Raw genomic sequence first — 25,483 nt, forward strand, 5'->3', positions numbered from 1 at the left:
TAAACTTTCGTAGGGGGTAGATGGCCGCTTGTTTGATGGTGCGCCCCCCCGCACGCATGTTTTCATCTTTCCTGTACCGTCCGCCGCGACGGCGACAGGAGAACGAAGATGGCCAACATTCCTACCTTATCGTCCGAAGCCTGGTTCGAGGCTCGGCTCACGCGCTCCATACGCAACCTCAGCCGCGCATGCCGCGGGCATGCACGCGGTCTCGTCGCGTGTCCGGCCCGGCTGTTCGTCGTGGCTGGCGTGCTGTTCGTCGCGGCGGCGCTGTACGACGCTCGTGACCTGCTCGCGAATGCATTGCTTCCCGCCCTCGACGACGGTCTTCTGATTGCGAGCATGGCGGGCGCGATGCTGGCGCTGGCGGCGGCAGTGCTGTGGCTGCGTGCGCTGCGTCTGGACGCGGCAATCCGGCAACTCGCCGCGGCAATCGAGGACCATGGGCTGGAAGAACTGCCCTGTTCGCTGGTCGAGCGCGGTACGCCGCCGATCGCGAGACTGGCGGCCGCGATCAACGACGCGCATCGCCAGCATGCGGATCGCATGACGGAATTGCTGCATGTGCTCGCGGCCTATGCGCATGATCTGCGCACGCCGCTGACGCGCGTGATGCTGCGTAGCGGAATGCTGGAAGATCGCACGTTGCGCGATGCGATGGAGCGCGACCTTGCCGAGATGGGAGAACTGATTGACGCGAGCCTTGCCTGCGCACGGCTTCAGTGCAGCGTGGCGGAGCCGCCGCGCAGCGTCGACGTGGACGAGTTGCTTGGCTCGCTGGTCGACAACTATCGCGACGCGGGGCTTGCCGTCGTGCTGGACGGGCGGTTGGGCTGTCCGCTCGTGACGTTTCCGCATGCACTGCGGCGCGTGCTGGTCAACCTGATCGACAATGCACTGCGCTACGGGCGTGATGTCCGCGTGTGCGTTCGCTTCGATGCCCGGCGCGTGATGCTTGCGGTGGTGGATTCTGGGCCGGGCATCGTGGCGGCGGAGATGGAAGCGGTATTCACGCCTTGGTATCGGGCGCCGCAGACATCTGCGCGGGTGCCGGGATCCGGATTGGGGCTTGCGATCGCACGGCGGCTGACGCAAGCGATGCGGGGCGAACTGCAGCTGAACAATCGCAGTACCGGAGGGCTCGAAGCGTGCGTGACGTTGCCGCTCGCCGATACTGAGCGCGTCGCACGCGCGTGACGGAACGTGGGCTGTCGTTTGCGTCGATACGAACGTATGCAGCACATCATCGGAACGGTTCACTTCTTCGATGACGGACTGTGCGGATCATATCGCGATGGCCGTGAGCGGCGCGCTGTTTGCACCGCCGCCCGAATCGACGGGAATCTTGAAACAACGGAGGCATGATGGTCGATCCACGCAGGATGTCGCCGCGCGTCGCCTCGTTCGTACTGCTCGGCGCGCTGCTGACGGCATGCGGCTACGGCGCGACATTTCTGTTGTCGATGCATTTCCATCTGGCGGGCGGAAGCGACATCGACACGGGGGCCTCACTCGCCGAAGCGATGATCGGCGCGTTGATCGGCCTGCCGCTGGTCGCGTGGTGCTCGCACCGGATCGGCGCCGCGCGGGCGACCGCGCTGGCGGCGTTGATCGTCGGTGCAGGCGTCGTCGGCTTCGCGCTGATCGGGCGCACCGGCTCGCTGCGCGTCGTGCCCGGATTGCTGGTCGGCATCGGTTGGGGCGGGTTCTGCCTCGCGGCACCCATCATGCTCGCGGAGCGCACGGCCGAGATCGAACGTGAACGCTGGTTCATGCGGTTCGGGTCGTTTCAGATGGCCGGCGTCGGCGGCGGCCCCGCCGTTGCGGCACTCGCGATTCGCAATTGGCACTGGACGACGGGCGCGGTGTTCTTCACGGTCGGCGGGCTGTGCGTGACGGCTGCGGCGATGCTGGAATGTTTCGGACACCTGTCGCCTGCTTCGCATGCCGTTGCGCGGCCGGTGCGGGATAGCTGGGTACGCGAGATGGGCGCGATCGCCCGCACGCATGCGATCTATCCGATCGCAATCATCGCGCTTGGCTCGAGCGTCTTCTCGGGGTTGATGACGTTCCAGATGTCGATCGCGCAAGGCTCCGGCGTGACGGCCGGAGCGTTTTTCGGTCTGTATTCCGCCACGGTGGTCGTCATCCGCTGGCTGCTCGGTGCGGTCGTGATTCGGATCCGCGCCTGCGCGACGACGCAGATCCTGCTCGGCTTCATGTTTCTGAGCGTTGCCGTGACGTTCGCCGTGCCGCACAGCGCGCTGCTTCATTCGGCCAGCGCCGTGCTGCTCGGCACCGGGTATGGCCTCGTCTATCCGATCGTTCAGGCGCAGGCCGTCAACAGTGCCGGTGCGCGGCATCGGCACACCGTGCTGACGTGGTTCGTGGCGTCGTATTTCGTCGGCGTATTCGGATTCCCCGCGCTTGGCAGCTTGGTGCTGGTCAGCATGGGCAAGACGATGCTGTTGATACTGATCGCGGCATGCGGCCTGGGCGCGCTGCTTCTCTCGATCGTCGAGCACCGCAAGCGGGTATTGCCGGTGGCGTGCTGAATGCACGCCACCGGCGTTCCCTCCGGTGATCGATTCCGCACCGCCCGACTCCGGAAGTGATGGCCTGCCTCAACAGAACAGTCGAGGCGGGTGCGCTATTCCGCCGTGGCCGGGCCGCTCGGCATGACGGACTATTTTTTTCTGTCGTCGGGGCTGTAGGTCACATAGAGCTTGGTATAGCCCGGTGTGTCGAAATGTCCCGTCCATCCCTTGGGAAGCGTGACGGCGTCGCCGGTCTTCACGAGCATCACCGAACCGTCCGACGACGTCAGCTTTACGCTGCCGGAAAGAAAGTACAGGAACTCGTTGTACGGCAGCCCGTGTGGCCCCCTGATCTCCTCTTGTGAAGGCCCTGATCGATACACGCCGGTCTGGTAAGCGTTGTCGGTCGACGTGAACGTCGCGACGTCCGCGCTCGTTTCGCCGCCTTGGTCTTTTTTCACGGCGTCGGCGCGATTGAATATCGCACCGGCAAGGTCGGACCTCGACGCCTTGATCGGCTTGATCGTTTCAGCGTGCGCGTCGACCGAGGTCATGGCGCCGAACAACAGCATTGCTGCGAGGGCGTATCTGGACATCAGCTATCTCTCCTTCGGTTTTCTCATGGCAGCGACATAAAGGGGGAACGCGCTGTCGTGGCGCCATTTTGTCGGAAAAGCGCGGCTTCGTTTGGCGATCGATCGAAAGCGAGACGGCAAATTTGTTTCTCAATGTGTATGAAACGGGGCTGGATACATCGCCTTGCAAAAGCCGTTTCCCGGGACACACGTCGGATACGTGATCTGGATTTAATGCATCTCACCGATCGAATCCGATCAGAGCGCTCGAACCGGCTTCGCGAGATCAGCGACCGCCGAGCGCCCGGACAGATTCGCGGCAGCCGAATTTGCCCAGGAGAACGACATGAAAGTAAAGACGATCGCTTTGGTTTTCGCGGCGTGCGCCGCTGTTGCAGCCACCACTTCCGCTTTTGCAGACAGCCCGGTCGACGCGAGCGTCAACGACCAGGCCGTCGGGCAAGCGAGCCAATGGGTGACGGTCGCCAAGTCGCCGAAGGGGAAAACGCGCGCCCAGGTTCGCGCGGAATTGGTGCAGGCAGAGAATGACGGTCAGCTTGCGGCCCTCGACAAGCTCTATCGAGGCGGTTGATTGCCTGCTGCCGACGCGATGCCGATTTTCGGCATCGCCGTCCACCCATCCCGTTCAACACGGTACCGATCATGCCGTCAGCGTGCCGGGTGTCGACACCGACGTCGCACAGGCGCTGGTCGACGCGGCGCACCGGACGCGTCCGAGTTCGAAGGCGACGCGCGGCAACATCGACGTGGTCGTCACGGTGGCCTGATACGCGTGCGGCGCTTGACGCGATCGACGACCGGTTGGCAACGATTCGGAAAGCGCAATGACCGGATTGACGTGGTGCACGATTTTGCTTGCGCACTGGCGGCGATCTCGAGGATGCCTCGCGGGCTGACGCTGCAGCTCATCAACGTCGGCTTGGTTGCACTGCGGGAGGATCGACGTAGATGACCGCAGCCGAACTGTCCGCCTTGCTCCCCGCGATGCTGCCGCGTCTCTGGACCTTCGCGCTGCGAATCTCAGGCGACCGGCACGACGCCGAGGATCTCGTGCAGGGCGCGTGCGTCCGTGCACTCGAACGAGCGCATCAGCTGCGACCGGGAACCGCGCCGCTCAGCTGGATGTTCTCGATCGTGCAATCCATCTGGCTCAACGAGCTTCGCGCACGCAGCGTGCGTCGGCGCTCGGGCATGGACTGGGACGACGACCTGCTCGAAACAGTCGCCGATCCCACCGCGCCGACACTGGAACAGCAGGCGCTGGACGCGCAGATCGTCAGGGCGGTGCAGCAACTGCCCGAAGCGCAGCGCGTGGTCATGTTGCTGGTCGCCGTGAAGGGGCTCAGCTATGACGAAGCGGCCGAGGCGCTCGGCGTACCCATCGGGACGATCATGAGCCGGCTTTCGCGTGCCCGCCAGACGATCGGCGCCCTGTTCGACGATGGAAAGGAACGACCCATGAAAGGCGCAGCGAAGCGCGTGGATCAGGGGGCATGAAAATGGACGACATCGTGCTCATGGCATACGTGGATGGGTAACTCTCGTCGCACGAGCGCGAGGAAGTCGACAGGGCGATCGGCACGTCGGCCGACATCGCCGGACGGGTTGCGCTGTTCGAAGCATGGGCGTTGCCCTATCGGCATGCGTTCCAGCGTCAGGAATGGCCGCGCTGCCGCAGAGGCTGGTCGGCAAGGTCGCTGAAATCGCGCAGGCGTATGCCGGGCCTTTGGCGCGGTCCGCGGTCGTCGGCATGCGTTGCGGGAGTGTTCTGCTGCGGTGACCATCGGCTGCGCGGCATGTGACAGGCGCTGTCGCACCGGAGTGGTGGTGAGGCGGCACGCCGCAGCAATGTGCGTTCGGTTTTTAGTGTCCATCTAGTGTTCGTGTCGGCACGCGACGGATCTAATTTTAGGGGCGGAGCAGGAAGCCCTGCCGGCATTGGCTCGCGGAAGAGGCACAATCCAAAGTTAAATGAATTGTGATCACTCGCCGCTCCAAAATTTTGCACAATGGCGGCAGAGCGGCCGCTGCCGCCATTCGCCCTCGCGCATCCGGCCAGCCGGACCGGGGCCGGCCCGAACCGATACCAGGCACCGACGTGCCGCCGCCCACCGCCATGGATCAACCGAAACGCATCCTGATCGTCGAGGACGACGCCGATATCGCCGATGTACTGAGCCTGCACCTGCGCGACGAGCGCTACGAGGTCGTGCACAGCGCGGACGGCGCCGAGGGGCTGCGCCTGCTCGAACAGGGCGGTTGGGATGCGCTGATCCTCGACCTGATGCTGCCGGGCGTCGACGGCCTCGAAATCTGCCGGCGCGCGCGCGCGATGACGCGCTACACGCCGATCATCATCACCAGTGCGCGTTCGAGCGAGGTGCACCGGATCCTCGGCCTCGAGCTCGGCGCCGACGACTATCTGGCCAAGCCGTTCTCCGTGCTCGAACTCGTCGCGCGCGTGAAGGCGCTGCTGCGGCGCGTCGATGCGCTCGCGCGCGATTCGCGGATCGACGCGGGCACGCTCGACGTCGCGGGGCTGGCGATCGACCCGATCGCGCGCGAGGCGAGCGTGGACGGCGCGCGCATCGACCTCACGCCGCGCGAATTCGACCTGCTGTATTTCTTCGCGCGGCACCCGGGCAAGGTGTTCTCGCGGATGGACCTGCTCAATGCCGTGTGGGGCTACCAGCACGAAGGTTACGAGCACACGGTCAACACCCACATCAACCGGCTGCGCGCGAAGATCGAGGCCGATCCGGCCGAGCCCGTGCGGATCCTCACCGTGTGGGGCCGCGGCTACAAGCTCGCCGCGCCGGGCCAGCGGGACGCATGATGAAGCTCACCCTTACCCAGCGGCTGTCGCTCGTGTTCTCGGTGCTGCTGCTTGCGTGCTCGGGCGCGTCCGCGTGGCTGCAGATCCGCGCGAACGACATGCGCGAGCAGGAAGTCGTGCAAGGGCTGTCGCGCGACCTGGCCGCGAATATCGTCAACAGCGTGACCCACAGCGCGCCGCTGATGGACGCGAACGGGCTGCGTCCGGACGCCGTGCGCACATTGTTCGGCCAGTTGATGGGCGTGAACCCGAGTGTCGAGGTCTATCTGCTCGACAACGCAGGGCGGATCAAGGGCGACGATGCGCCGCCGGGCCACGTGAAGCGCGACCGCGTCGATCTCGCGCCCGTGCAACGCTTCATCGCGGGCGAGCCGCTGCCGATCCTCGGCGACGACCCGCGCAGCCCGGATGCGCGCAAGGTGTTCAGCGCCGCGCCGCTGCAGCTGGCGGGGCAGCCGCCGTCGGGCTACATCTACGTGGTGCTGCTCGGCGAGGCGCACGACCAGCTGGCCGCGCGCGTCGATGCCGGCAACGTATTGCGCACGACGCTGTGGTCGATGGCGCTGGTCGCGCTGCTCGGCCTGCTCGCGGGCCTTACCGCATTCAGCTTCATCACGCGCCCGCTGCGCCGGCTGACGGACGCGATGCGCCGCTTCGACGCGAACGGTACGCCCGACACGCAGCCGCCGGTGCCGCGCTCGCGGCCGGGCCGGCGCGGCGACGACATCGTCGTGCTCGAATCCGCGTTCGCGCAGATGGCCGACCGGATCGGCGACCAGTGGCGCGCGCTGACGCACCAGGATCAGCAGCGGCGCGAACTGATCACGAACATCTCGCACGACCTGCGCACGCCGCTCACGTCGCTGCACGGCTACCTGGAGACGCTGTCGCTGAAGTCGGACACGCTTGCCGAGAACGAACGGCGGCGCTACCTGTCGATCGCGCTCGCGCAGAGCGCGAAGGTCGGCCGGCTCGCGCAGGCGCTGTTCGAGCTCGCGCGGCTCGAATCGGGCGGCGTGCAGGCCGAGCGCGAGCCGTTCTCGCTCGTCGATCTCGTGCAGGACGTGTTCCAGAAATTCGAGCTGACCGCGCAGGCGCGCGGCGTCGCGCTGCATGCGCGGATTCCGCCGCGGGTGCCGGTCGTGTCGGCCGATCTCGGGATGATCGAGCGCGTGCTGACCAACCTGCTCGACAACGCACTGCGGCACACGCCCGCGCACGGCGAGGTCGAGGTCGCGCTCGAGCCGCGCGGCGACCGCGTGCTCGTGACCGTGGCCGATACCGGCGAAGGGATTCCGGCGGCGCGGCGCGACGGGCTGTTCCAGCGGCCGCAGCGGCCGATGAGCGGCGGCGCGGTGACGAGCGGCGGGCTCGGGCTGCTGATCGTGCACCGGATGCTGGCGCTCAACGGCAGCAGTATCCGGCTGGTGGATCGGGCCGGGCGCGGTGCTGTGTTCGAGTTCGCGCTGGCGGTGGCCACGCCTGCGGCCGGCGACGGGCGCTGATCGTCGTCAGCGCCGGTCACGCCCGCGTTCAACCGCCGCGCTTGCGCCGAACGTCACTCGGCGTCACGCCGGTCCAGCGCTTGAACGCGTGGCGAAACCCCACGGCGTCGCTGAAGCCGAGCGCCAATGCGATGTCCTCGGTGCTGAGCGTGGTCGTGCCCAGATAGTCGATCGCGAGCGCCTTGCGCACGCTCGCCAGCAGTTCGCTGTACGACGTGCCTTCGGCTTCGAGCTTGCGGCGCAGCGTGCGCGACGTGATGCACAGGATCGCCGCGATCGCGTCGATGTCCGGAAACTGCCCGGGCGTGCGCGTGAGTTCCTGGTACACGCGCCGCGTGACACCGGCCTGGCTGCGCAATTCATCGAGCAGGCTCGCGCAATGCGACGACACCTGCGCGGCGGTAATCGGATTCGCGAGCTGCGGTGCGCGCTTGAGCCACGCGGCCGGGTAGCTGAGCACATGATGCGGCTGGTCGAAGGCGATCGGGCATTCGAGCGCATCGGCCAGCAGCGCCGCGTGCACCGGCTGCGGCTGCGCGAACTGCGCGCGCGCCGGCACGCACCACGCTCCCATCACGTCCTTGATGATCGTCACGTGCAGCGCGAACTGCATGTCGATCAGGAAGCGGTACAGCGGCTCGTCGAGATCGGGTAGCGCGACTTCGTGCCGGTCGGGAAACTGCCACGACACGATGTCGCCCTGTTCGACCCAGCGGATCGCGAGCATGCCGTTCGCGAGCCGGTGATATTTGACGGCGGATTCGAACGCGTGCGCGAGCGATTCCGAACACAGCATCGCGTAGCCGTACATCCCGTAGCTCGACACGTGCAGCCGGTGGCCGACGCGCACGCCGAGATCGGTGCCGTCGTAGCGGCCGATCGCATTGCGCGCGGCCGTGAGGAACTGCAGCGGCGACGTGAGCGTGAACGGGTCCGCGACGGCGGCCGGCGTGAGGCCGGTACCGTCGAGCACCGCTGCCGGGTCGAGGCCGGCTTGCGCGGCCACGTCGAGCAGCACGGCCAGCTTGGCCGGCGTGAAGCGCTGCTGGCGCAATGGGTGGGTCGGCTCGACGTCCGGCAGGCGGGCTGCGCGGGCGGTCGTCGGGTTCAAGAGCGCACTGCGCGGCATGGGAGCATCCTGCGTCCGAATCGATATCGTTGACGGCACGCAATTCTGCGCGGGATCGGTCCCAGGCGCCACAGGGTTCACCCTGATACGCGCGCCGGCGCCACCCGGCGCAGCGGGCTTCGGTGGCGCCCGTATCGCTGCAGCCGGCCCGGAGCGTCGCGGCCGGCCACGTCGGCGGCATTCGGCGAAGTTGTCTGGACAGGCGCGGCGCATATGTCCGTTTCGATCATCTTTTCGGCCGCCGGGATCATTTTCAAAGTGCGCTGCACGGGCGATAGTCGCCGGTCAGGCGATGGTCCGCGCTTCTCCGGCGTGCAGGCCATCGTGCGAACGGCGCGGCCGGCGCGCCGTCCCCCGTGGAGTGAGACATGACGAAGAGACACTGGACCGGGTCGTATGGCTCGATCCCCGCCGAGATCGATCCCGATCGCTTTCCTTCCGTAAGCGCGCTGCTGGACGACGCGATGCGCCAATACGCCGATCGCCCGGCGTTCCGCTCGTATGGCCGCACGCTCACCTATGCCGACGTCGACCGCCTGTCGACCGCGCTGGCCGCCTATCTGCAGCAGGTCGTGGGTGTGCGCAAGGGCGATCGCGTGGCCGTGATGCTGCCCAACGTGCTCGCGTTTCCGGTCGCGTTCGTCGCGGTCGCGAAGATCGGCGCGATCCAGGTCAACGTGAACCCGCTCTACACGGCGCGCGAGCTCGAGCATCAACTCAACGACGCGGGCGTCGAAGTCGCGCTGGTGTGCGGCGGGTCGATGGGCACGTTCGCCGAAGTGGTCGGCGGCACGCGCGTGCGCACCGTGCTGAGCGTCGGGCGCGGCGATCTCGGCGTCGTCGATGCGCCGGCCGGGACCTGCGACGCGCTGCCGCCCGGGTCGGTCCCGCTCGCGGAGGCCATTGCCGCCGGCGAATCGCTCACGTTCGAACCGGTTGCGCTGGGCGGCGAGGACCTGCTGTTGCTGCAGTACACGGGCGGCACGACCGGCCTGTCGAAGGGCGCCGCGCTGTCGCACCGCAACCTCGTCGCGAACATCGAGCAGTTCGGCGCGATCGTGCCGGCCGCACGCGAGCCGGGCGAGGAGGTCGTCGTCACGGCAATCCCGATGTATCACATCTTCGCGCTGACGGTGAACTTCCTGTCCTACTTCGCGATCGGCGCGCAGAACTGGCTGATCGCGAACCCGCGCGACATGGACGGCTTCATCGACGTGCTGAAGGCCGCGCGGCCGACGGTGTTCGTCGGCGTGAACACGCTGTACGCGGGGCTCGCCGGCCATCCGCGCCTGACGGAAGTCGACTGGTCGCGGCTGAAGCTGTCGGCCGGCGGCGGCGCGGCCGTGATCGACGTGATCTCGTCGCGCTGGAAGGCGGTGACGGGCAACTTCATCCGCGAGGGCTACGGGCTGTCGGAAACGTCGCCGGTCGTGTCGTTCAACCCGCAGTCGATCGACTCGTTCACGGGCACCACGGGCCTGCCGCTGCCGTCGACCGACGTCAAGCTGCTCGACGAGCAGGACAACGAGGTGGCGATCGGCGGCGCGGGCGAGATCTGCGTGAAGGGGCCGCAGGTGATGGACGGCTACTGGCAGAAGCCGGACGCGAATGCGGCCGCGTTCACGGCCGACGGCTATTTCCGCACCGGCGACGTCGGCGTGTTCGACGAAGCCGGTTTCCTGCGGATCGTCGACCGCAAGAAGGACATGATCATCGTGTCGGGCTTCAACGTGTACCCGAACGAGGTGGAAGCGGTCGCGACCGCCGTGCCGGGCGTGGCCGAATGCGCGTGCATCGGCGTGCCGGACGCGCGCACGGGCGAGGCCGTGAAACTGTTCGTGGTGCTGGCGCAGGACGCGGACGTGACGGAGGCGCAACTCGTCGCGCATTGCCGCGAGAGCCTCGCGGCCTACAAGGTGCCGAAGCTGATTCGCTTCGTCGACCGGCTGCCGAAGTCGACCGTCGGCAAGATCCTGCGCCGGGAACTCAGCCGCACCGACTGATGGCGTCGGCGCGCAGCGCAATGCCCGGCGTGCCGACGGCCCGGAAGGCTCCGCGCGGGCCGCTCAAGTACAATGCGAGCGGTTCGATCGACGGGGACGCGATGACCGGTTCAGATTCACTTTCCGCCCAGCCCGGGCCCGCACCCGGGCGTGCGCTGCCGTCGCCGAGCGCGACGGTGCCGATCTCGCTCGTCAACGGCTTCCTCGCAAGCGCGGCCGTGCAGCGCGACGTGGTCGAGCGCTACCTGGGCGGGGCCGGCATCCCGATCGAGCTGCTCGGCGAACCGCACGCGCGCGTGACGGAGGAACAGTTCTCGACGCTGTACCGCACGCTCGCGATCGAACTCGACGACGAGATGCCCGGCATCTTCTCGCGCCCGCTGCGCGGCGGCACGCTGAAGTACCTGTGCCTGAGCCTGCTCGATGCACGCAACCTCGAAACGGCGCTGCATCGTTTCGGGCAATTCTTCCATATCCTGCTGGACGATTTCTTCGTCGAATCGAAGCGCGACGGTCTCGTCGCGCAGGTGGTGCTGCGCCCGAACGACGCCATCGGCCCGATCGGCGCGCTCGGCCAGGAACTGATGCTCAAGCTCGTGCACGGGGTGTGCTCCTGGCTGATCGGGCAGAAGATCCCGCTGCTGCAGATCGAGTTCGCGTGCCCGCGGCCGCGCCATGCGGTCGAACATCTGTACTTCTTCACCGGCGCCGTGCAGTTCGACTGCGAGCGCACGCTGATGCGCTTCAGCGCGGATTACCTCGACGCGCCGATCCGGCAGAGCAAGCGCAACCTGCGCAAGTTCCTCGCGCGCGCACCGGGCGACTGGATCTTCGAATCGTTCAGCGAACAGCTCGTATGCCATCGCGTGCGGCAGTACCTGTCGGAAGCGTTGCCCGACCTGCCGGTGATCGACCAGGCGGCCGAGCACCTGCATTGCTCGGTGCGCACGCTGAGCCGCCACCTGGCCGCCGAAGGGACGACGTTCCAGGTGCTCAAGGACGAACTGCGGCGCGACATCGCGATCCAGCGGCTGACCGATACGCCCGACACGATCGCGGCGATCGGCGCCGACATCGGCTTCGACGATCCGAGCGCGTTTCATCGCGCGTTCCGGCACTGGACAGGGAGCACGCCGGGCACTTACCGGCGGCGCGTGTAACGGGGCGCGTCGCGCGTCAAGGTAGCCGGTTCCCATAACCGGATACCTTCGCGCGCTCCCATGGACGGCTCCCCTCGGCGGGACGGTTTACGAATCGGCGGGGCAGGCGGGACGCCCGTTGCCGAAGCTGCGCACCGTGCTCGCGATCCGCGCGGCGAACTGCTCGATCATGCGCTGTTGCACACGCACCATGTCCGCGTAGCCTCCGGGTGCGGCTTCGCTGAGCCGCGTGCTGCACGAAATGCGCGCGCCCGGCGTGTCCTGCTGCACGCCGACGACCCAATCGGCTTCGAACTGGGCCATGCTGCCGGGCCAAGCATCGAAGCGGCGCACCTGCGTACGAATGCTCATGACGGCCTGGTTCGACGGACGCGGCAGGCCGGTGACGTTGCGCGCGCCCAGCTGCTCGACGAGCGCCGACGAAAGCGCCGCGCGCAGCTCGTCGCCGAGCGGGGCGACCCAGCGTTCGTTGTCGAGTATCAGCGCGGTGCCCGTCCCGCTGCGCACGACCATCTGTTGCTGGTCGAGCTGGGCGGGGATGCCGACCGGCAATACGTTGATCGCCGGCGGTGCGGTGGTGCGCGCGACCGTCGCCGTCGCCGTTGTCGTTGCCGTCGCGGACGCGGCCGGCGAAACGAGCGTGTAGTAATGCACCGGGTTCGACGCGCAGGCGGTCAGCGCGATGACGGCGCCGGCGCCCAGGGCGATCGTCCTGGCGCGAATCGGGAAGCTCATGGTTGTCGTGGCTCCTGCTGGACAGGCGAGGTGGAAGGGGCGACAGGCGCGATCGGCGCATGATCGGCGCCGGTGCCCCGGAGCAGCGCGTCGGGACGGCGGCCCAGCATGTCGGTGAGCGTGCGCAACGAGCGCGCGGTGCGCTGGACTTCGGTCAGCGTGTTCGCCAGGTTTTCCTGAAGCGGGCCGTCCTCGGCGATGCCCTGGCGCAGCGCGCCGAACGTCTGGTTCGCCTGGTCGAGCGCGCGCGTCGTCGACGGCAGCAACTGGCCGTTGACCTGCCTGAGCGTCGCGTCCAGGTTCGTCAGGCTCGAATCGACATGCTTGCCGATCGACTCCAGCGGCAGCTTGTTGATCTTGTCGACGATGTCGGCGAGCTGCTCCGGCAGCTTGTCGAACGTGCTCGCCACGGTGGGCAGCGTCAGCGGCGTGGCATTCGCATCGAACGGCACCTTCGGCGCGTTCTTCACGAAATCGAACGATATGTAGAGCTGCTCCGTCAGCAGGTTGCCGGTACGCGCCTGCGCACGGAGCCCGTGCTCGACCAGGCCCGCGAGAAACTGGGCCGCGCGCGGATTGCCGTTGCCTTCGGTCTTCTGCAGCTTCTCGATGACGGGGCCGAGCCGATACGGATAGACCTTCACCATGACGATGGACTGGAAGCGCCGGGTGGCGCGGTCGAAGTCGAGCTGGGTCGATACCACCTTGCCCATGTTGATGCCGGAGAATTCCACCGGCGCCCCGACCGCGAGCCCGCGCAACGGCTGCTCGAAGCGCAGCCGGATGAGCTGGGACGGCCCGTCCGGAGCCGCCATCGCGGACGTTTCGTTGTCGGCGAGCGTAAACAGGCTGCCTGCACGGGCTGCCGCCGCATCGCTGTCGTCCGGCGTCGCGAACGCGATGCCGCCACCCACGATCGTCGCGACCGACTGGGTCTTCAGCTTCAGGCCGTTCGCGTCGAGCGACAGGTCCATCCCGCTCGCGTTCCAGAAGCGCGTATCGGTCGTCACCAGGCGGTCGTACGGCGCATCGACGAACACCTGCAGGTTCATGTCGCGGCGCTGCATGTCGAGCTTGTACGACGCGACGTGCCCGACCATCAGGTGGCGGTAATAGACCGGCGAGCCGATATCGAGCGAGCCGAGATCGGTGGCGCGCAGCGCGAAGCTCGTCCCCGGCATGCCGTTGATGACGGTGGGCGGCGTCTCGAGCCCGGTGTAGGCCTTCCGCGATTGCGCCGAGCGGCCCGTGTCCATGCCGATGTAGGCGCCGGAAAACAGCGTATCGATGCCCGATACGCCGCTCATGCCGACGCGCGGCCGCACGACCCAGAAGCGCGTGTCGTCGCGAATGAGGTTGCGCGCATTCTTCACGAACGATACCGTCGCGACGACGTGCGAACTGTCGTCGCTCAGCGAGATGGCGGTCACGGTGCCGATCACGACGTCCTTGTACTTGACGGGTGTCTTGCCGGCTTCGAGGCCTTGCGCGGTGTTGAACGTGATCGTGATTTCCGGTCCGACGGACAACCACGCGTGGATCACCATCGACAGGCCGATCAATGCCGCGACGAGCGGCACGAGCCAGACGAGCGAAAGCCGCAGGCGGTTGCGCGTCACGGGCGGGTCGTGGGGTTCGAGGCCTTGCGGGCCGGATGCAGGATTCATGCTTCTTCGGCGTCCCAAATGAGGCGTGGGTCAAAACTCATCGCAGACAGCATCGTGAGAATGACGACCATGCCGAAAAACAAAATGCCGGCGCGCGGCTCGATCTCGGACAGCGGACCGAACTTCACCAGCGCACAGATGATCGCGACGACCAGCACGTCGAGCATCGACCAGTAGCCGACCAGCTCGACCGCGCGATACAGCACGGCCCGCTCGCGCATGGCCGACACGCTGCGCCGGCCCGTCGTGACGAGCAACGTGCCGAGCGCGAGAAATTTCGTGCACGGCACGACGACGCTCGCGATGAAGATCACCGACGCGATGCCGTACGAGCCGGCTTTCCAGAACACCACGACGCCGCTGAGAATCGTCGATTCGCTGTGGCTGCCGAGCAGCGTGGTGCGCATCACCGGCAACAGGTTGGCCGGGAGGTAGAAGATCAGGCTGGCGATCAGCAGCGCCCACGCGCGCACGAGGCTGTCCGGGCGGCGCGCGTGCAGCGCCGACCCGCAGCGCGGGCAGCGTTCCGCTTCGGCGCCATGCGCGTGCGCATCCCGCGCGGCGCAGGCGTGGGGCCGGCAGACGAGGCCGCACGCATGGCACCCGACCATGCCCAACTGACTGGCGCGCACGGGCAGGCTCACGGGCGGCCTCCGGCGGGTTCCACCGGCACGACCCAGTCCCATAGCTGGCGCGTATCGTGGCCCGCGATCAGCGGGATCAGCACCATCAGCACGGCCGTGGCCCACAAGCCCGCGCCGGGAATGATCTGCATGATGCTGGACAGCTTGATGATGGCGATCAGGATGCCGAGCAATCCGACCTCGATCATGCTCCACGGTCGCAGCGCGACGAGCAGCCGCATCAGCGGGCCGAACGCGGGCGCGCGATGCCCTGCACGGGCAAAGGCCAGCAACCAGATCAGCGTGGCGATCTGCAGGAACGGCACCACCACGATGGCGAGCGCCGTCGGAATCGCGATCGGCGCGGCGAAGCCTTTGGCCAGCGCGAGCGCGGATTGCCACAGCGTGGCTTCGCTATGCAGCCCCTGCACGCTGATCCGCATGATCGGGCAGAGGTTGGCGATGGCAAACACCACGCCTGCCGCAATCGCCAGCGCGAGCCACCGGTCGACATCGAGCCAGCTCGAGCGAAACAGCACGGCCGAACAGCGCTCGCAACGCGCGACCTCGTGCGGCGCCAGCGCGCGGCGTCGGTAGACGCTGTCGCAATGCTCGCAGGCGATCAGGGCCGGAAACGTGTCCATGGGTTCGTGTTGCTCGCGCATGCGTTCTCGATGATGGGCTTCGCAGTGTGCTTGGCGTCGATGGACGCTTTTGTGCGGTTTGATGGAGAAATGATGGAGCCGGGATGGGCTTGAACGCGTTGCGTTTTCATCGCAAAAACAAGGGAGTCGCAGCGTGGCCCCAGGCGTGCAATCAGCGTCGGCTTGTTGCTATGAACCCGTCGTGCGCGCCAGCCTGACGAGATCGACGATCGTCGCGACCAGCGCGGCCAGCAATACCGCTGCCAGCATCAGATAGCTCGGCGTCTCCCGGATCACCACCGCGATCGGGTTGTCGGTCGCGGGAGACGAAACGGCCAGGATCACGCCATAGGCGACGAACCATCCGGTCGCGATCGTCAGCACGGCAGCAACCATCAGGAGGCCGACGATCCGCGCCGCGCGCCGCCGCGATCTTGGACGCGCGGTCACTGGGTGCTGCGCAGCCGGTAGCCGACCCCGCGCATCACCTCCGGCACCCCGGACGCGCCCGCGCATTCGAGCTTCTTGCGCAACCGGCTGATATGGCTGTCGACGGTGCGCTCCAGCGCATCGACGTCGGCGAGGCAGGCGTCGATCAGTTCGCTGCGCGTGAACACGCGGTTCGGCGAGCCGGCCAGGTGCGCGAGCAGCCGGAATTCGGTCAGCGTCAGCGAGACGCCGGTTTCTCCGGTGTCGGTGCGGACCGTGGTCAGATAGCTTTGCGTATCGATTTCGAGGTTGCCGACCTTGATGAAGCGCCCGGACGTGGCCGCTTCGAAACGACGCAGGATCGCGCGGATGCGCGCGACCACCTCGGCCGGATTGAACGGCTTCGTGATGTAGTCGTCCGCGCCGAAACGCAGCCCCTGCAAGCGATCGATCTCGCGGTCGAGCGCCGTGATGATGACGATCGGCGTGTCGCTGCGGCGGCGCAGTTCGACCAGGACTTCCCAGCCGTCCTTCTTCGGCATCCTGACGTCGAGCAGGATCAGGTCGGGCTTCAGCACGGGCTGCACGTCGAGCACGGCCTGGCCGTGACCGACGCGGTAAGTGCGAAAGCCGTCGTGGGCGAGGTACGCGTGGAGTATGTCGGCGATCTCCGGATCGTCTTCGGCAATGAGTATCAGAGGGTTCATCGGGTTCACTGGAAGTGAGCGTGACCGTTAGGGCCGGCGGCGCGGCACGTGCGCCGCCGGACTTCACCGTGCTTTCAGTCGTCGCGAACGGATGGGCGACGGCCCATTGCTCAGTTTTTTGCCACGCTGTTGGCGGGAGGCACGTCGGTGTCGGTCAGCCCGCCACCGAGCGCCTTGTAGAGCGCGACCGCGTTACCCAGTTCGGCGTTGCGCAGATCCAGCAACGTCTGGCGCGCGGCATACAGCTGGCGCTGCGAGTCGAGCAGTTCCAGCCGATCCTCGATGCCGGCGCGATAGCGCAGGTTCACGAGGTCGGTACGGCGCTCGGCGCTCTTGACGACCTTCGTCTGCGCGTCGATCTGGCGGCTGAAGGTTTCGCGCCCGGCGAGGCCGTCGGCCACTTCGCGGAACGCGGTCTGGATCGAGCGTTCGTACTCGACGACCGCGCTGGACTTGCGCACTTCCGCGAGATTCAGCTCGGATCGCAGCCGGCCGCCCTGGAAGATCGGCAGCGTGACCTGCGGCGCGAAGCTCCACACACGCTGGCCGCCATCGAACAGGCTGCCGAGCCCCGGGCTGAGGAAGCCGATCGACGACGTCAGCGACAGGCGCGGGAAGAATGCCGCGCGCGCCGCGCCGATGTCGGCGTTGGCGGCGACGAGATTCTGCTCGGCCTGCTGGATGTCCGGCCGGCGGTACAGCAATTCCGACGGCAATCCGGCCGGCAGCTTGGTCATCACCGGCTGGCGTTCCAGCGACAGCGGATCGGGCAGGTTCTTCGGCAGGTCGGTGCCGACCAGCAGCCGCAGCGCGTTGCCCGCCTGCTCGACGGCGCGCGAACGCGCCTCGAGATCGGCGCTGGCGCTCGCGACCTGGCCTTCGGCCTGCGCGATGTCGACGCCGCTCGCCTGGTCGGCGAGCTTGAGGCGGCGCGCGAGGTCGAGCGACTGGCGCCAGTCGTTCAGCGTGCGCTCGGACAGCGCGCGCTGCTCTTGCGCGAGGCGCTCGGCGAAATACGCGTTGGCCACGGAGCCGACGAGCGCGATCTGCACCGCCCGGCGGCCGTGATCGGTCGCGAGGTAGCGCGCGAACGCCGCATCCGACAGCGACTTCACGCGGCCGAACAGGTCGATCTCGAACGCGCTGAGACCGATGTTCACGCCGTACTGGTTCTGCGTGTTTTCGAGCAGCGGCGGGTTCGATTGCGAGTCGGCGGCCGTGCGCTGGCGCGTGAAGCTCGCGCCGGCGCCGATCGACGGCAGGCGCGCCGAACGCTGGATGCCGTACTGCGCTTCGGCAGCCTGGACGTTCAGCGCGGCCAGGCGCAGGTCGCGGTTGTTCTCGAGCGCGAGCTCGATCAGGCGCTGCAGGCGGCGGTCGCCGAACATCGAGCGCCAGCCGAGATCGGCCGCGTTCGCGTGCTGGTCGGCCGCGACAGCGGTCGTATAGGCGGTCGGCACCGGCATTTCGGGTTTGACCAGCTTCGGCGCCATCGAGCACGCCGACAGCGCGAGCGCCGCGGAAACCGCTGCGGAAAGAATGAGTAATCGCATGGCATCAACCTTCATGTTCGTGGGTCACGGCGGCGGGCTTCTTGCCGGATGCGCGCCATGCCGAGATGCGTTCCTGGATGCTCATCACGAACACGTAGAAGACCGGAACGAAGAAAATGGCCAGCACGGTGGCGGTCACCATGCCGCCGAACACGCCGGTGCCGATCGCGTGCTGCGTTTCGGCGCTCGCGCCGGTCGCGATCATCAGCGGGACGACGCCGAGGCCGAACGCGAGCGAGGTCATCAGGATCGGGCGCAGACGCAGCCTGGATGCCTTCACGGCCGACTCGATCAGCCCCATGCCTTCCTCGCGCAACTGCTTCGCGACTTCCACGATCAGGATGGCGTTCTTCGCCGACAGGCCGATCACGGTGATCATCCCGACCTTGAAGAACACGTCGTTCGGCATCCCGCGGAGCATCACGGCGCCGAGCGCGCCGATCAGGCCGAGCGGCACCACCAGCATCACCGACAGCGGAATCGCCCAGCTCTCGTAGAGCGCCGCGAGCACCAGGAACACGACGACCATCGACAGCGCCATCAGCATCGGCGCCTGCGAAGCCGACTCGCGCTCCTGCAGCGACTGGCCGGTCCACGCCACCGTGAAGCCCGGCGGCAACTGCGCGGCCAGACGTTCCATCTCGGCCATGGCCGCGCCGCTGGAGTAGCCGGGGGCCGAGCCGCCGGAGATCCGTGCGGACGGGTAACCCTGGAAGCGCACCATCTGCAGCGGGGTTTCCGACCAGACCGGACGCACCACTTCGGACAGCGGCACCATGCCGCCGGTCGCGTTGCGCACGTAGAGCTTCATCACGTTCTCGATCTGCATGCGTGCCGGGGCATCCGCCTGGATGATCACCTGCTGCATGCGGCCCGCGTTCGGGAAGTCGTTCACGTAGGTCGAACCCATCGCGGCCGACAGCGTGTCGCTGATGGTCGTGAACGACACGCCGAGCGCTTCGGCCTTCTCGCGGTCGATATCCAGCTTCACGCTGGTACCGGCCGGCAGGCTGTCCGGATAGACACCGGTCACCACCTTGCTTTGCGCGGCCAGTTCGAGCAGCTTGGCTTCAGCCGCCTTGAGTGCCGCGTAGCCCTGGTTCGCGCGATCCTGCAGGCGCATCGTGAAGCCCGAGCTGGTGCCCAGCCCGTCGATCGCCGGCGGCAACAGGCTCATGACCGTGCCTTCCGTCACGCCGCCCATCGCGACCTGCGCGCGCATCGCTTCGTCCATTGCGTTTGCCCCTTCGCGCTTGTCCCAGTCCTTGAGCACCGCGTAGTTCAGCGCCGCGTTGGAGCCGAGGCCCGAGAAGCCGTAGCCGATGATGGAGATGCTCGACTCGATGCCCGGACGCGATGCGAGATGCTTCTCGAGGGTCTTGACCACGTCGCCCGTGCGCTCGACGGTCGAATCCGACGGCAGCAGGAAGCCGGTCATGAAGTAGCCCTGGTCCTCCTCGGGCAGGAACGACGACGGCAGCATGCGGAAGCCGAACACCAGCGCGGTGGAAAGCGCGACGAACAGCAGCATCACGCGGCCCGTGCGGCCGAGCAGCTTGCCGACGCGCGTTTCGTACCAGTTCGTCATGCGGTCGAAGCGGCGGTTGAACCAGCCGAAGAAGCCGCGTTTCTCGTGGTGGCCATGCTCGACCGGCTTGAGCATCGTTGCGCACAGGGCCGGCGTCAGCGTCAGCGCGAGCAGGGCCGAGAACATGATCGACACGGCCATCGACATCGTGAACTGCTGATAGATCACGCCGACCGAACCGCTCGACATCGCCATCGGCAGGAACACGGCCGTCAGCACCAGCGTGATGCCGATGATGGCGCCGGTGATTTCCTTCATCGCCTTGATCGTCGCATCCTTGGGCGACAGGCCTTCTTCCACCATCAGGCGTTCGACGTTCTCCACGACGACGATCGCATCGTCGACGATGATGCCGATCGCGAGCACCATGCCGAACATCGTCAGCACGTTGATCGAGAAGCCCGTCATCAGCATGACCGTGAAGGTGCCGAGCATCGCCACCGGCGCGACGATCGCCGGGATCAGCGTGTAGCGCACGTTCTGCAGGAACAGGTACATCACGAGGAACACGAGCACCATCGCTTCGAGCAGCGTGTGAATCACCTTCTCGATCGAGATCTTCACGAACGGTGCGGTATCGAACGGGATCGAGTAGGTCATGCCGGCCGGCATCGTCTTGGCGATCATGTCCAGTTGCTCGCGCACGGCCTCGGCGGTCTTCACCGCGTTCGCGCCCGGCGCCAGCTGCACGCCGGCGAAGGTCGCGGGCTTGCCGTTCTCGCTGTTGACGAAGGTGAACGACTGCGGGCCGAGCTCGACCCGCGCGACGTCGCCGAGCACGACCTTCGAGCCGTTCGCGTTCGCGCGCAGCACGATCTTCGCGAACTGCTCGGGCGACGTGAGCTGGCCTTGCGCGGTGAGCGGCACGGTGACGCGCTGGCCCGGCAGCGCGGGCGCCGCACCGAGGCTGCCCGGGGCGATCTGCACGTTCTGCTGGGCGACGGCCGTCGTCAGGTCGTTCATCGACAGGCCATAGGTGATCAGCTTCTGCGGATCGACCCAGATGCGCATCGCCTGTTCGGAGCCGAACAGCTGCACCTTGCCGACGCCTTCGACACGGCGCAGGTCCTCGACGACGTTGCGCGCCATGTAGTCGGCCAGCGCGTTTTCGTCATAGCGGCCGCTGTCCGACTTCAGGCCGACGAACAACAGGAAGCCGGTGGAGGCGGACTCGACGATCACGCCGTTTTGCCGCACGACCGGCGGCAAGCGCGGCTCGACCGACTTGAGCTTGTTCTGCACCTCGACCTGCGCCATCGCCGAATCGGTGCCGGGCTTGAAGGTCGCGGTGATCTTCGCCTGGCCGGAGGTATCCGACGCCGATTCGAAGTACAGCAGGTTCCGGACGCCGGACAGCTCGCGCTCGATGAGGCTCAGCACGCTGTCGTTCATCGTCTGCGGCGTGGCGCCCGGGTAGGTGGCGGTAATGGTGACGGTCGGCGGCGCGACCGACGGATAGCGCGCAACCGGCAGTTCGGGGATGGCGATCAGGCCCAGCAGGATGATGAAGAGGGCGATCACCCACGCGAAGACCGGGCGCCGGATGAAGAATTGGGACATGACTGGAGGCTCCCCGTGACTCAGTGCGACGAAGCGGTCTTGACCGCTTCAGGCGCCTTCCAGTCGGTCGCCGCCACGGTCGCGCCGTCGATCAGGCGCTCCATGCCTTCGACGACGACCTTCTGGCCTGCCTGCAGACCCGACTTGATGCGATAGCTGCGGTTCGTCAGCTCGCCGACTTCGATGGACTTCAGGTGCGCCTGGCTCTTCGCGTCGAGCACCCAGACCTGCGGCTTGCCGCCCGCGCGGACGATCGCCTGTTGCGGCACGGTCAGCGCGTTTTCGTAATGCCCACGCGGGATGCGGGCACGCACGTACATGCCCGGCAACAGCTCGCGCTTCGGGTTGTCGACCAGCACGCGCAGCAGCACGTCGCCGGTGCCCGGGTCGACGTTGACGCCCGAGAACAGCATGCGGCCCTTCACGTCGTAGCGCGAGTCGTCGTCGCGCAGCACGTCGACCGGCAGCCCGTTGCCCGCGGTGTCCGGCTGGGCCGCGAGCGCGCCGCGCAGCGCTTCGAGCGACGCGGCCGGCTGGCGCACGTCCACGTAGACCTGGTCGATCTGCTGGATGCGTGCCATCGGCTGGCTGTCGCTGCTCGCGACCAGCGCACCCTCGGTCACGAGGGCCTGGTCGATGCGGCCGGTGATCGGTGCTTCGACGGTCGCGAACTTCAGGTCGAGCTGGCGGCGGGCGAGCGTCGCGCGCGCCTGCGCGACGTCGGCGGCCGCCTGGTCGCGTTGCGACACCGAGTCGTCGTACACCTGGCGGCTGATCGCGTCGGCCTCTACCAGCGGCTTGAGCCGGGTGGTCTGCACCTTGGCCCGCGCAAGCGCGGCTTCCGCGCGTTGCAGGGCTGCCGCGGCCGTGTCCATGTCGGCCTTGAACGGCGCCGGGTTGATCTGGAACAGCGGCTGGCCGGCACGGACTTCCGTGCCCTGTTCGAACAGCCGCCGCTGCACGATGCCGCTGACCTGCGGCCGGATCTCGGCGATCCGGACGGCCGCGACGCGGCCCGGCAGGTCTTCGGTCAGGTCGAGGGGCGCGCCCGCCAGCGTCATCGCCGCAACCGGGGTGGCCGGCGCCGCGGCCTGCTGCTCGGAGGGCCCGCAGGCCGCCAGCATCGCCGCCACCAGCGCGCACACGGCGCCGTAGCAGGCTCGTTTCTGATTTTTCATATGGACTCCATGGGACGCAGGCACCCAGCGGCCCGCATTTTCGGATCGAAGTGTGCGTGCGCCCGATGGAGTTTTTTGTGCGGAAAGATGGAGGTTTGATGGAGGGGGGAAAGCTTGGCGGGAGGGTGGTCCGGCGGCGGGGCGAGCGGGAAGATGACGGACGCCGGGGCGGCTTGGCGCTACCAGGAAGCGGGGGTGGACGGCGCGGGCGTCCCGGAATGCCGCAATCATCCGATGAAATGCCGGTGGCCGTGCGCGCCATCGGTATACCCGGGCCGGTGCCGGGGGATGCGGGTGAGAGGTTCGCTTCGTTGGGGGCGGCGCGGGTATGGATCAGGGCCGGCGCACCTCCCGTTCCGCTGCAAGGGCGGCCGGGGCGCGAGGGGGCGGGGCGGCGGCCGGCGCACAAGGCGCGTCGACCGCTCACCGGGCGGTTTATCGCGGGTCGGTATCGACGGTGCGCTGCGTGGTGGGCGGCAGGTCCTTCCGGCTCGGTGCCGCCGCGCGTACCGATGCGGGGCGGTCGGGCCAGTGCAACGTGAACGACGTGCCGCCGCGCGCGGTCGGGCGACACGATGCTTCGCCGTCGTGCGCCTGCGCAATGGCCGCCACCACGGCCAGCCCCAGGCCGCTGCCGCCCTTCTGGCTGGAATGGTCATCGTCCACGCGCCTGAACGCATCGAAAATCTGCGCGGCGTAATCGGCCGGAATGCCCGGCCCTTCGTCTTCGACCTGTAAGTGGCACGTACCGTTTTCGACCCGTGTGTGAATGCGGATCGCACCGGGCACCGCGTAGCGCCGTGCATTCTCCAGCAGCGCGAGCAACGCCTGGCGCATCCGGAACGCGTCGCAATGCACGGGCCGCGTATCGAGATCGAGCACCATGTGTTGACCGGCCGCGGCCAGCGAATCCTCGAACATCTCGACGACCGCCTTGACGTGCTCCGCCAGATCGGTCTCCTGGAGGCTCACGCTCAGATGCCCGCTTTCGGCGAGGCTGATCACGCGGAGATCCTCGATCAGGCGCGTCAATCCTTCCGCCTGGGTCAACAGGCTTCGGAACAGCGCCTCGCCGGGCTGAAAGACGCCTTCGGCCAGCCCCTGCAACCGCCCGCGCAGGACCGTGACCGGCGTCCGCAGTTCGTGCGCGATCGCGGCATTCCAGAATGCCTGCTCGTCCGTCATGCGCTGCAGCTGGGCGGCGAGCGCATTGAAGTCGTCCGCGATCAGCGCGGCTTCGCGAATCGATCGATCGCCGGCGACGGCGCGCGCGGTCAGGTCGCCCCTGGCGACGCGACGAATGCTGTCCGCGACCGAGTTGAGCGGCACGAGGATCCGATGCGAGAGCCGGGTCGACACGACAATGGCGAGTATCAGGCCGATCAGGAGCGTGATGCCCAGGCATATCCACTCGGGGGTGGACGGAATCCAGCTTGCCTGGTGGCAGAACTCGCCCCAGTGCCGGAGCATCACGTAGTAGAACACATAGGTCATCAGCACGACGATCAGCATGATGCCGAGCGCCAGCTCCGCCATCGACACCGCAATCTTGCGGCCCAGACCACCGAGTTTCATTTCGTGCTCCCAAGCGTGGCGTTGCGTCGATTCACGACGGGATAGTCGCGCGGTTGGATGGTCGTGGCGTCAAGGGAGGGGTGTGATCGAGGCGGGCGAGCGGTATGCGTCGGGGCGTCGAGGTTTCCCGCGGCAGGTGTGTCGGAGGTGCGATGTCGCTCGAGACCCGAAAAGGCCGGGCTTGCCTCGACGGGATCGTTCCCGGCCGACAGGGGCAGCGGCCAAACAGCGCGATGTGTGCGGGACAGTATGCGTTCTTCAATCATGGTGTCCGCTCGGGATTCTGCTATTCACTTCATCGAGTCGCAATATTACCGCACGCAATTGGCCATTGGATGACACGATGATTCGGTGTACGTTGGAACGCGCGCGGCGAGATCGTCGTTTTTCCGCTGCCGCTGGGGATGGTGAAGTTCGGCTTGAAGTTGCAGCGCCGGTCTATCCGCCCGTGAATGGCGCCGCCGCAGCGTGCACCTTCGCCACCCGGATACACTGACGGCTTTGCCGTATGCGTCGCGGCAGCGTGGGCCGTCGGCTGCGGATTCGTGGAGAGATCACCCATGAGCATCGTCGTTCGTCGAAACCGGATCGCCAGCCGATTAGCCTGGTTGCTCATCTCGGGCGCGTTGATCGCTTCCGTCGTCGGCTGTGCCGCGACGGCGGTCGACGACACGTCCATCACGCCGGATCTGCATGAAACCGTCATCAAGGTGCCGGTCGATGAGGGGGCGAGCACGCGCGACATCGTCGCTACCACGTACATGCCGGATGGCCCCGGACCCTTTCCGCTGATCGTGCTGAGCCACGGCAGCCCGCCCGATCCGCGCGACCGGCCGAAGGTGCGCCGCTACCGCGCGTTGCCGCAGATCCGGACGTTCGTGAAGCTCGGTTTCGCGGTCATCGTGCCGATTCGCCGCGGGTATGGAGCGACGGGCGGGGTCGATGAAGAGGATGCGGGTTCGTGCCGGCATCCCGATTACCTCACTGCGGGGCAGCAGGCCGCGCGCGATGTGCTCGCGGCCGTGCGGTATGCGCAGACGTTGCCGCAGGTGGATCGAAACCGTGTCGTGCTGGTCGGGCAATCGGCGGGTGGTTTTGCTTCGCTGGCGGCGGCCAGCTACGCGCCGCAGGGGGTGGTTGCGGTGGTGAACTTCTCGGGTGGGCGTGGAGGGAACCCGACGACTCATCCCGGCATGCCGTGCGATCCGAAGCAGATGGCCGACACGATCGGGCATTTCGCGAGCACGACGCGGGTACCGGTGCTGTGGCATTACGTGCAGAACGACAAGTATTTCGCGCCGGAGGTGGTGGCGACCTGGTTCGCCGCGTTTCAGGGGGCGGGTGGGCGCGGGCAGATGAGCGTCGAGCCGCCGTTTGGCAAGACCGGGCACGGGGTGTTTGCGGTCAAGGACGCGAGACCGCTTTGGTTGCCGCCCTTGGAGGCCTTGGTCGGGCCGG

General features: G+C 67.2%; 22 protein-coding genes and 1 pseudogene. 10 read left to right on the forward strand and 13 right to left on the reverse strand.

Going from position 1 to position 25,483, the window contains the following annotated elements; translation table 11 throughout:
* The first annotated feature begins 108 nt into the window (after positions 1-108).
* Positions 109-1,197, forward strand: coding sequence for a HAMP domain-containing sensor histidine kinase (locus tag C5O79_RS32925; protein WP_046546643.1), 1,089 nt, complete (start codon positions 109-111; stop codon positions 1,195-1,197).
* A gap of 164 nt (positions 1,198-1,361) precedes the next feature.
* Positions 1,362-2,555: an MFS transporter gene (locus C5O79_RS32930; protein WP_122478835.1), complete on the forward strand. Its 1,194-nt coding sequence runs from the start codon at positions 1,362-1,364 to the stop codon at positions 2,553-2,555.
* Between the two features lie 131 nt (positions 2,556-2,686).
* On the opposite strand, the gene C5O79_RS32935 is transcribed toward C5O79_RS32930, so the two are convergent.
* A complete protein-coding gene (locus C5O79_RS32935; RefSeq protein WP_122478837.1) occupies positions 2,687-3,133 on the reverse strand; it encodes a cupin domain-containing protein in 447 nt (148 codons plus the stop codon).
* 325 nt (positions 3,134-3,458) lie between these two features.
* Here C5O79_RS32935 and C5O79_RS32940 point away from each other — a divergent pair, with 325 nt between their 5' ends.
* The 5 genes and pseudogenes from C5O79_RS32940 to C5O79_RS32965 all read left to right on the forward strand — a co-directional run bounded on the left by C5O79_RS32940 (position 3,459) and on the right by C5O79_RS32965 (position 7,474).
* Entirely contained in the window at positions 3,459-3,704 is a 246-nt protein-coding gene (locus C5O79_RS32940) for a DUF4148 domain-containing protein (RefSeq protein WP_046546645.1), read from the forward strand.
* 76 nt (positions 3,705-3,780) lie between these two features.
* Positions 3,781-3,900: pseudogene (locus C5O79_RS32945) on the forward strand (peroxiredoxin); the annotation flags it as partial.
* Between the two features lie 181 nt (positions 3,901-4,081).
* Positions 4,082-4,630: an RNA polymerase sigma factor gene (locus C5O79_RS32950; RefSeq protein ID WP_046546646.1), complete on the forward strand. Its 549-nt coding sequence runs from the start codon at positions 4,082-4,084 to the stop codon at positions 4,628-4,630.
* A gap of 619 nt (positions 4,631-5,249) precedes the next feature.
* Positions 5,250-5,969, forward strand: a complete 720-nt coding sequence (locus C5O79_RS32960; RefSeq protein WP_039353478.1) for a response regulator transcription factor — start codon at positions 5,250-5,252, stop codon at positions 5,967-5,969.
* Positions 5,969-7,474: a HAMP domain-containing sensor histidine kinase gene (locus tag C5O79_RS32965; RefSeq protein WP_122479116.1), complete on the forward strand. Its 1,506-nt coding sequence runs from the start codon at positions 5,969-5,971 to the stop codon at positions 7,472-7,474. The genes C5O79_RS32960 and C5O79_RS32965 overlap by 1 nt, the downstream gene beginning before the upstream one ends.
* Before the next feature lie 28 nt (positions 7,475-7,502).
* Here the strand turns inward: C5O79_RS32965 and C5O79_RS32970 are convergent, their stop codons facing one another.
* Complete coding sequence (locus tag C5O79_RS32970) at positions 7,503-8,603, reverse strand: AraC family transcriptional regulator (RefSeq protein WP_122478839.1); 1,101 nt, start codon at positions 8,601-8,603, stop codon at positions 7,503-7,505.
* A gap of 368 nt (positions 8,604-8,971) precedes the next feature.
* Here C5O79_RS32970 and C5O79_RS32975 point away from each other — a divergent pair, with 368 nt between their 5' ends.
* Both C5O79_RS32975 and C5O79_RS32980 read left to right on the forward strand, forming a co-directional pair.
* The gene (locus C5O79_RS32975; protein WP_131932097.1) at positions 8,972-10,606 is read left to right on the forward strand and encodes an AMP-binding protein; all 1,635 of its coding nucleotides are present in this window, start codon (positions 8,972-8,974) and stop codon (positions 10,604-10,606) included.
* Positions 10,606-11,766: an AraC family transcriptional regulator gene (locus C5O79_RS32980; protein WP_226235264.1), complete on the forward strand. Its 1,161-nt coding sequence runs from the start codon at positions 10,606-10,608 to the stop codon at positions 11,764-11,766. The genes C5O79_RS32975 and C5O79_RS32980 overlap by 1 nt, the downstream gene beginning before the upstream one ends.
* Positions 11,767-11,853: 87 nt before the next feature.
* Here C5O79_RS32980 and C5O79_RS32985 read toward each other — a convergent pair whose 3' ends face one another.
* From C5O79_RS32985 to C5O79_RS38290, 11 genes are all read right to left on the reverse strand, one after another.
* A complete protein-coding gene (locus C5O79_RS32985) occupies positions 11,854-12,501 on the reverse strand; it encodes a PqiC family protein (RefSeq protein WP_046546650.1) in 648 nt (215 codons plus the stop codon).
* Entirely contained in the window at positions 12,498-14,168 is a 1,671-nt protein-coding gene (locus tag C5O79_RS32990; protein WP_122478843.1) for an MlaD family protein, read from the reverse strand. The genes C5O79_RS32985 and C5O79_RS32990 overlap by 4 nt, the downstream gene beginning before the upstream one ends.
* Entirely contained in the window at positions 14,165-14,812 is a 648-nt protein-coding gene (locus C5O79_RS32995; RefSeq protein ID WP_122478846.1) for a paraquat-inducible protein A, read from the reverse strand. Before C5O79_RS32995 ends, C5O79_RS32990 begins: the two co-directional genes overlap by 4 nt.
* Positions 14,809-15,456: a paraquat-inducible protein A gene (locus C5O79_RS33000; protein WP_122478847.1), complete on the reverse strand. Its 648-nt coding sequence runs from the start codon at positions 15,454-15,456 to the stop codon at positions 14,809-14,811. The genes C5O79_RS32995 and C5O79_RS33000 overlap by 4 nt, the downstream gene beginning before the upstream one ends.
* Positions 15,457-15,624: 168 nt before the next feature.
* Positions 15,625-15,831 carry a hypothetical protein gene (locus tag C5O79_RS33005; protein WP_047852816.1) on the reverse strand — a complete coding sequence of 69 codons (207 nt, stop codon included), beginning with the start codon at positions 15,829-15,831 and terminating at the stop codon, positions 15,625-15,627.
* A 50-nt stretch (positions 15,832-15,881) separates the two neighbouring features.
* Positions 15,882-16,571 carry a response regulator gene (locus C5O79_RS33010; protein ID WP_046546655.1) on the reverse strand — a complete coding sequence of 230 codons (690 nt, stop codon included), beginning with the start codon at positions 16,569-16,571 and terminating at the stop codon, positions 15,882-15,884.
* Positions 16,572-16,681: 110 nt separating this feature from the next.
* Positions 16,682-18,124, reverse strand: a complete 1,443-nt coding sequence (locus C5O79_RS33015; RefSeq protein ID WP_089444013.1) for an efflux transporter outer membrane subunit — start codon at positions 18,122-18,124, stop codon at positions 16,682-16,684.
* A gap of 4 nt (positions 18,125-18,128) precedes the next feature.
* Complete coding sequence (locus tag C5O79_RS33020) at positions 18,129-21,272, reverse strand: multidrug efflux RND transporter permease subunit (RefSeq protein WP_122478849.1); 3,144 nt, start codon at positions 21,270-21,272, stop codon at positions 18,129-18,131.
* Positions 21,273-21,292: 20 nt separating this feature from the next.
* On the reverse strand, positions 21,293-22,450 hold the full coding sequence (locus C5O79_RS33025; protein ID WP_122478851.1) for an efflux RND transporter periplasmic adaptor subunit: 1,158 nt from the start codon (positions 22,448-22,450) through the stop codon (positions 21,293-21,295).
* Positions 22,451-22,885: 435 nt separating this feature from the next.
* Positions 22,886-24,025, reverse strand: a complete 1,140-nt coding sequence (locus tag C5O79_RS33030; protein ID WP_122478853.1) for an ATP-binding protein — start codon at positions 24,023-24,025, stop codon at positions 22,886-22,888.
* A gap of 295 nt (positions 24,026-24,320) precedes the next feature.
* The gene (locus tag C5O79_RS38290; protein WP_163009088.1) at positions 24,321-24,587 is read right to left on the reverse strand and encodes a hypothetical protein; all 267 of its coding nucleotides are present in this window, start codon (positions 24,585-24,587) and stop codon (positions 24,321-24,323) included.
* On the opposite strand from C5O79_RS38290, the gene C5O79_RS33035 reads away from it, so the two are divergent.
* Positions 24,586-25,483, forward strand: an 898-nt coding sequence (locus C5O79_RS33035) for an alpha/beta fold hydrolase (RefSeq protein WP_165935655.1), incomplete at its 3' end; no start/stop codon positions are given. The two genes, C5O79_RS38290 and C5O79_RS33035, sit on opposite strands and share 2 nt — an antisense overlap.

This window comes from Burkholderia sp. SRS-25, assembly GCF_004343765.1.
Classification (GTDB): Bacteria; Pseudomonadota; Gammaproteobacteria; order Burkholderiales; family Burkholderiaceae; genus Burkholderia; species Burkholderia contaminans.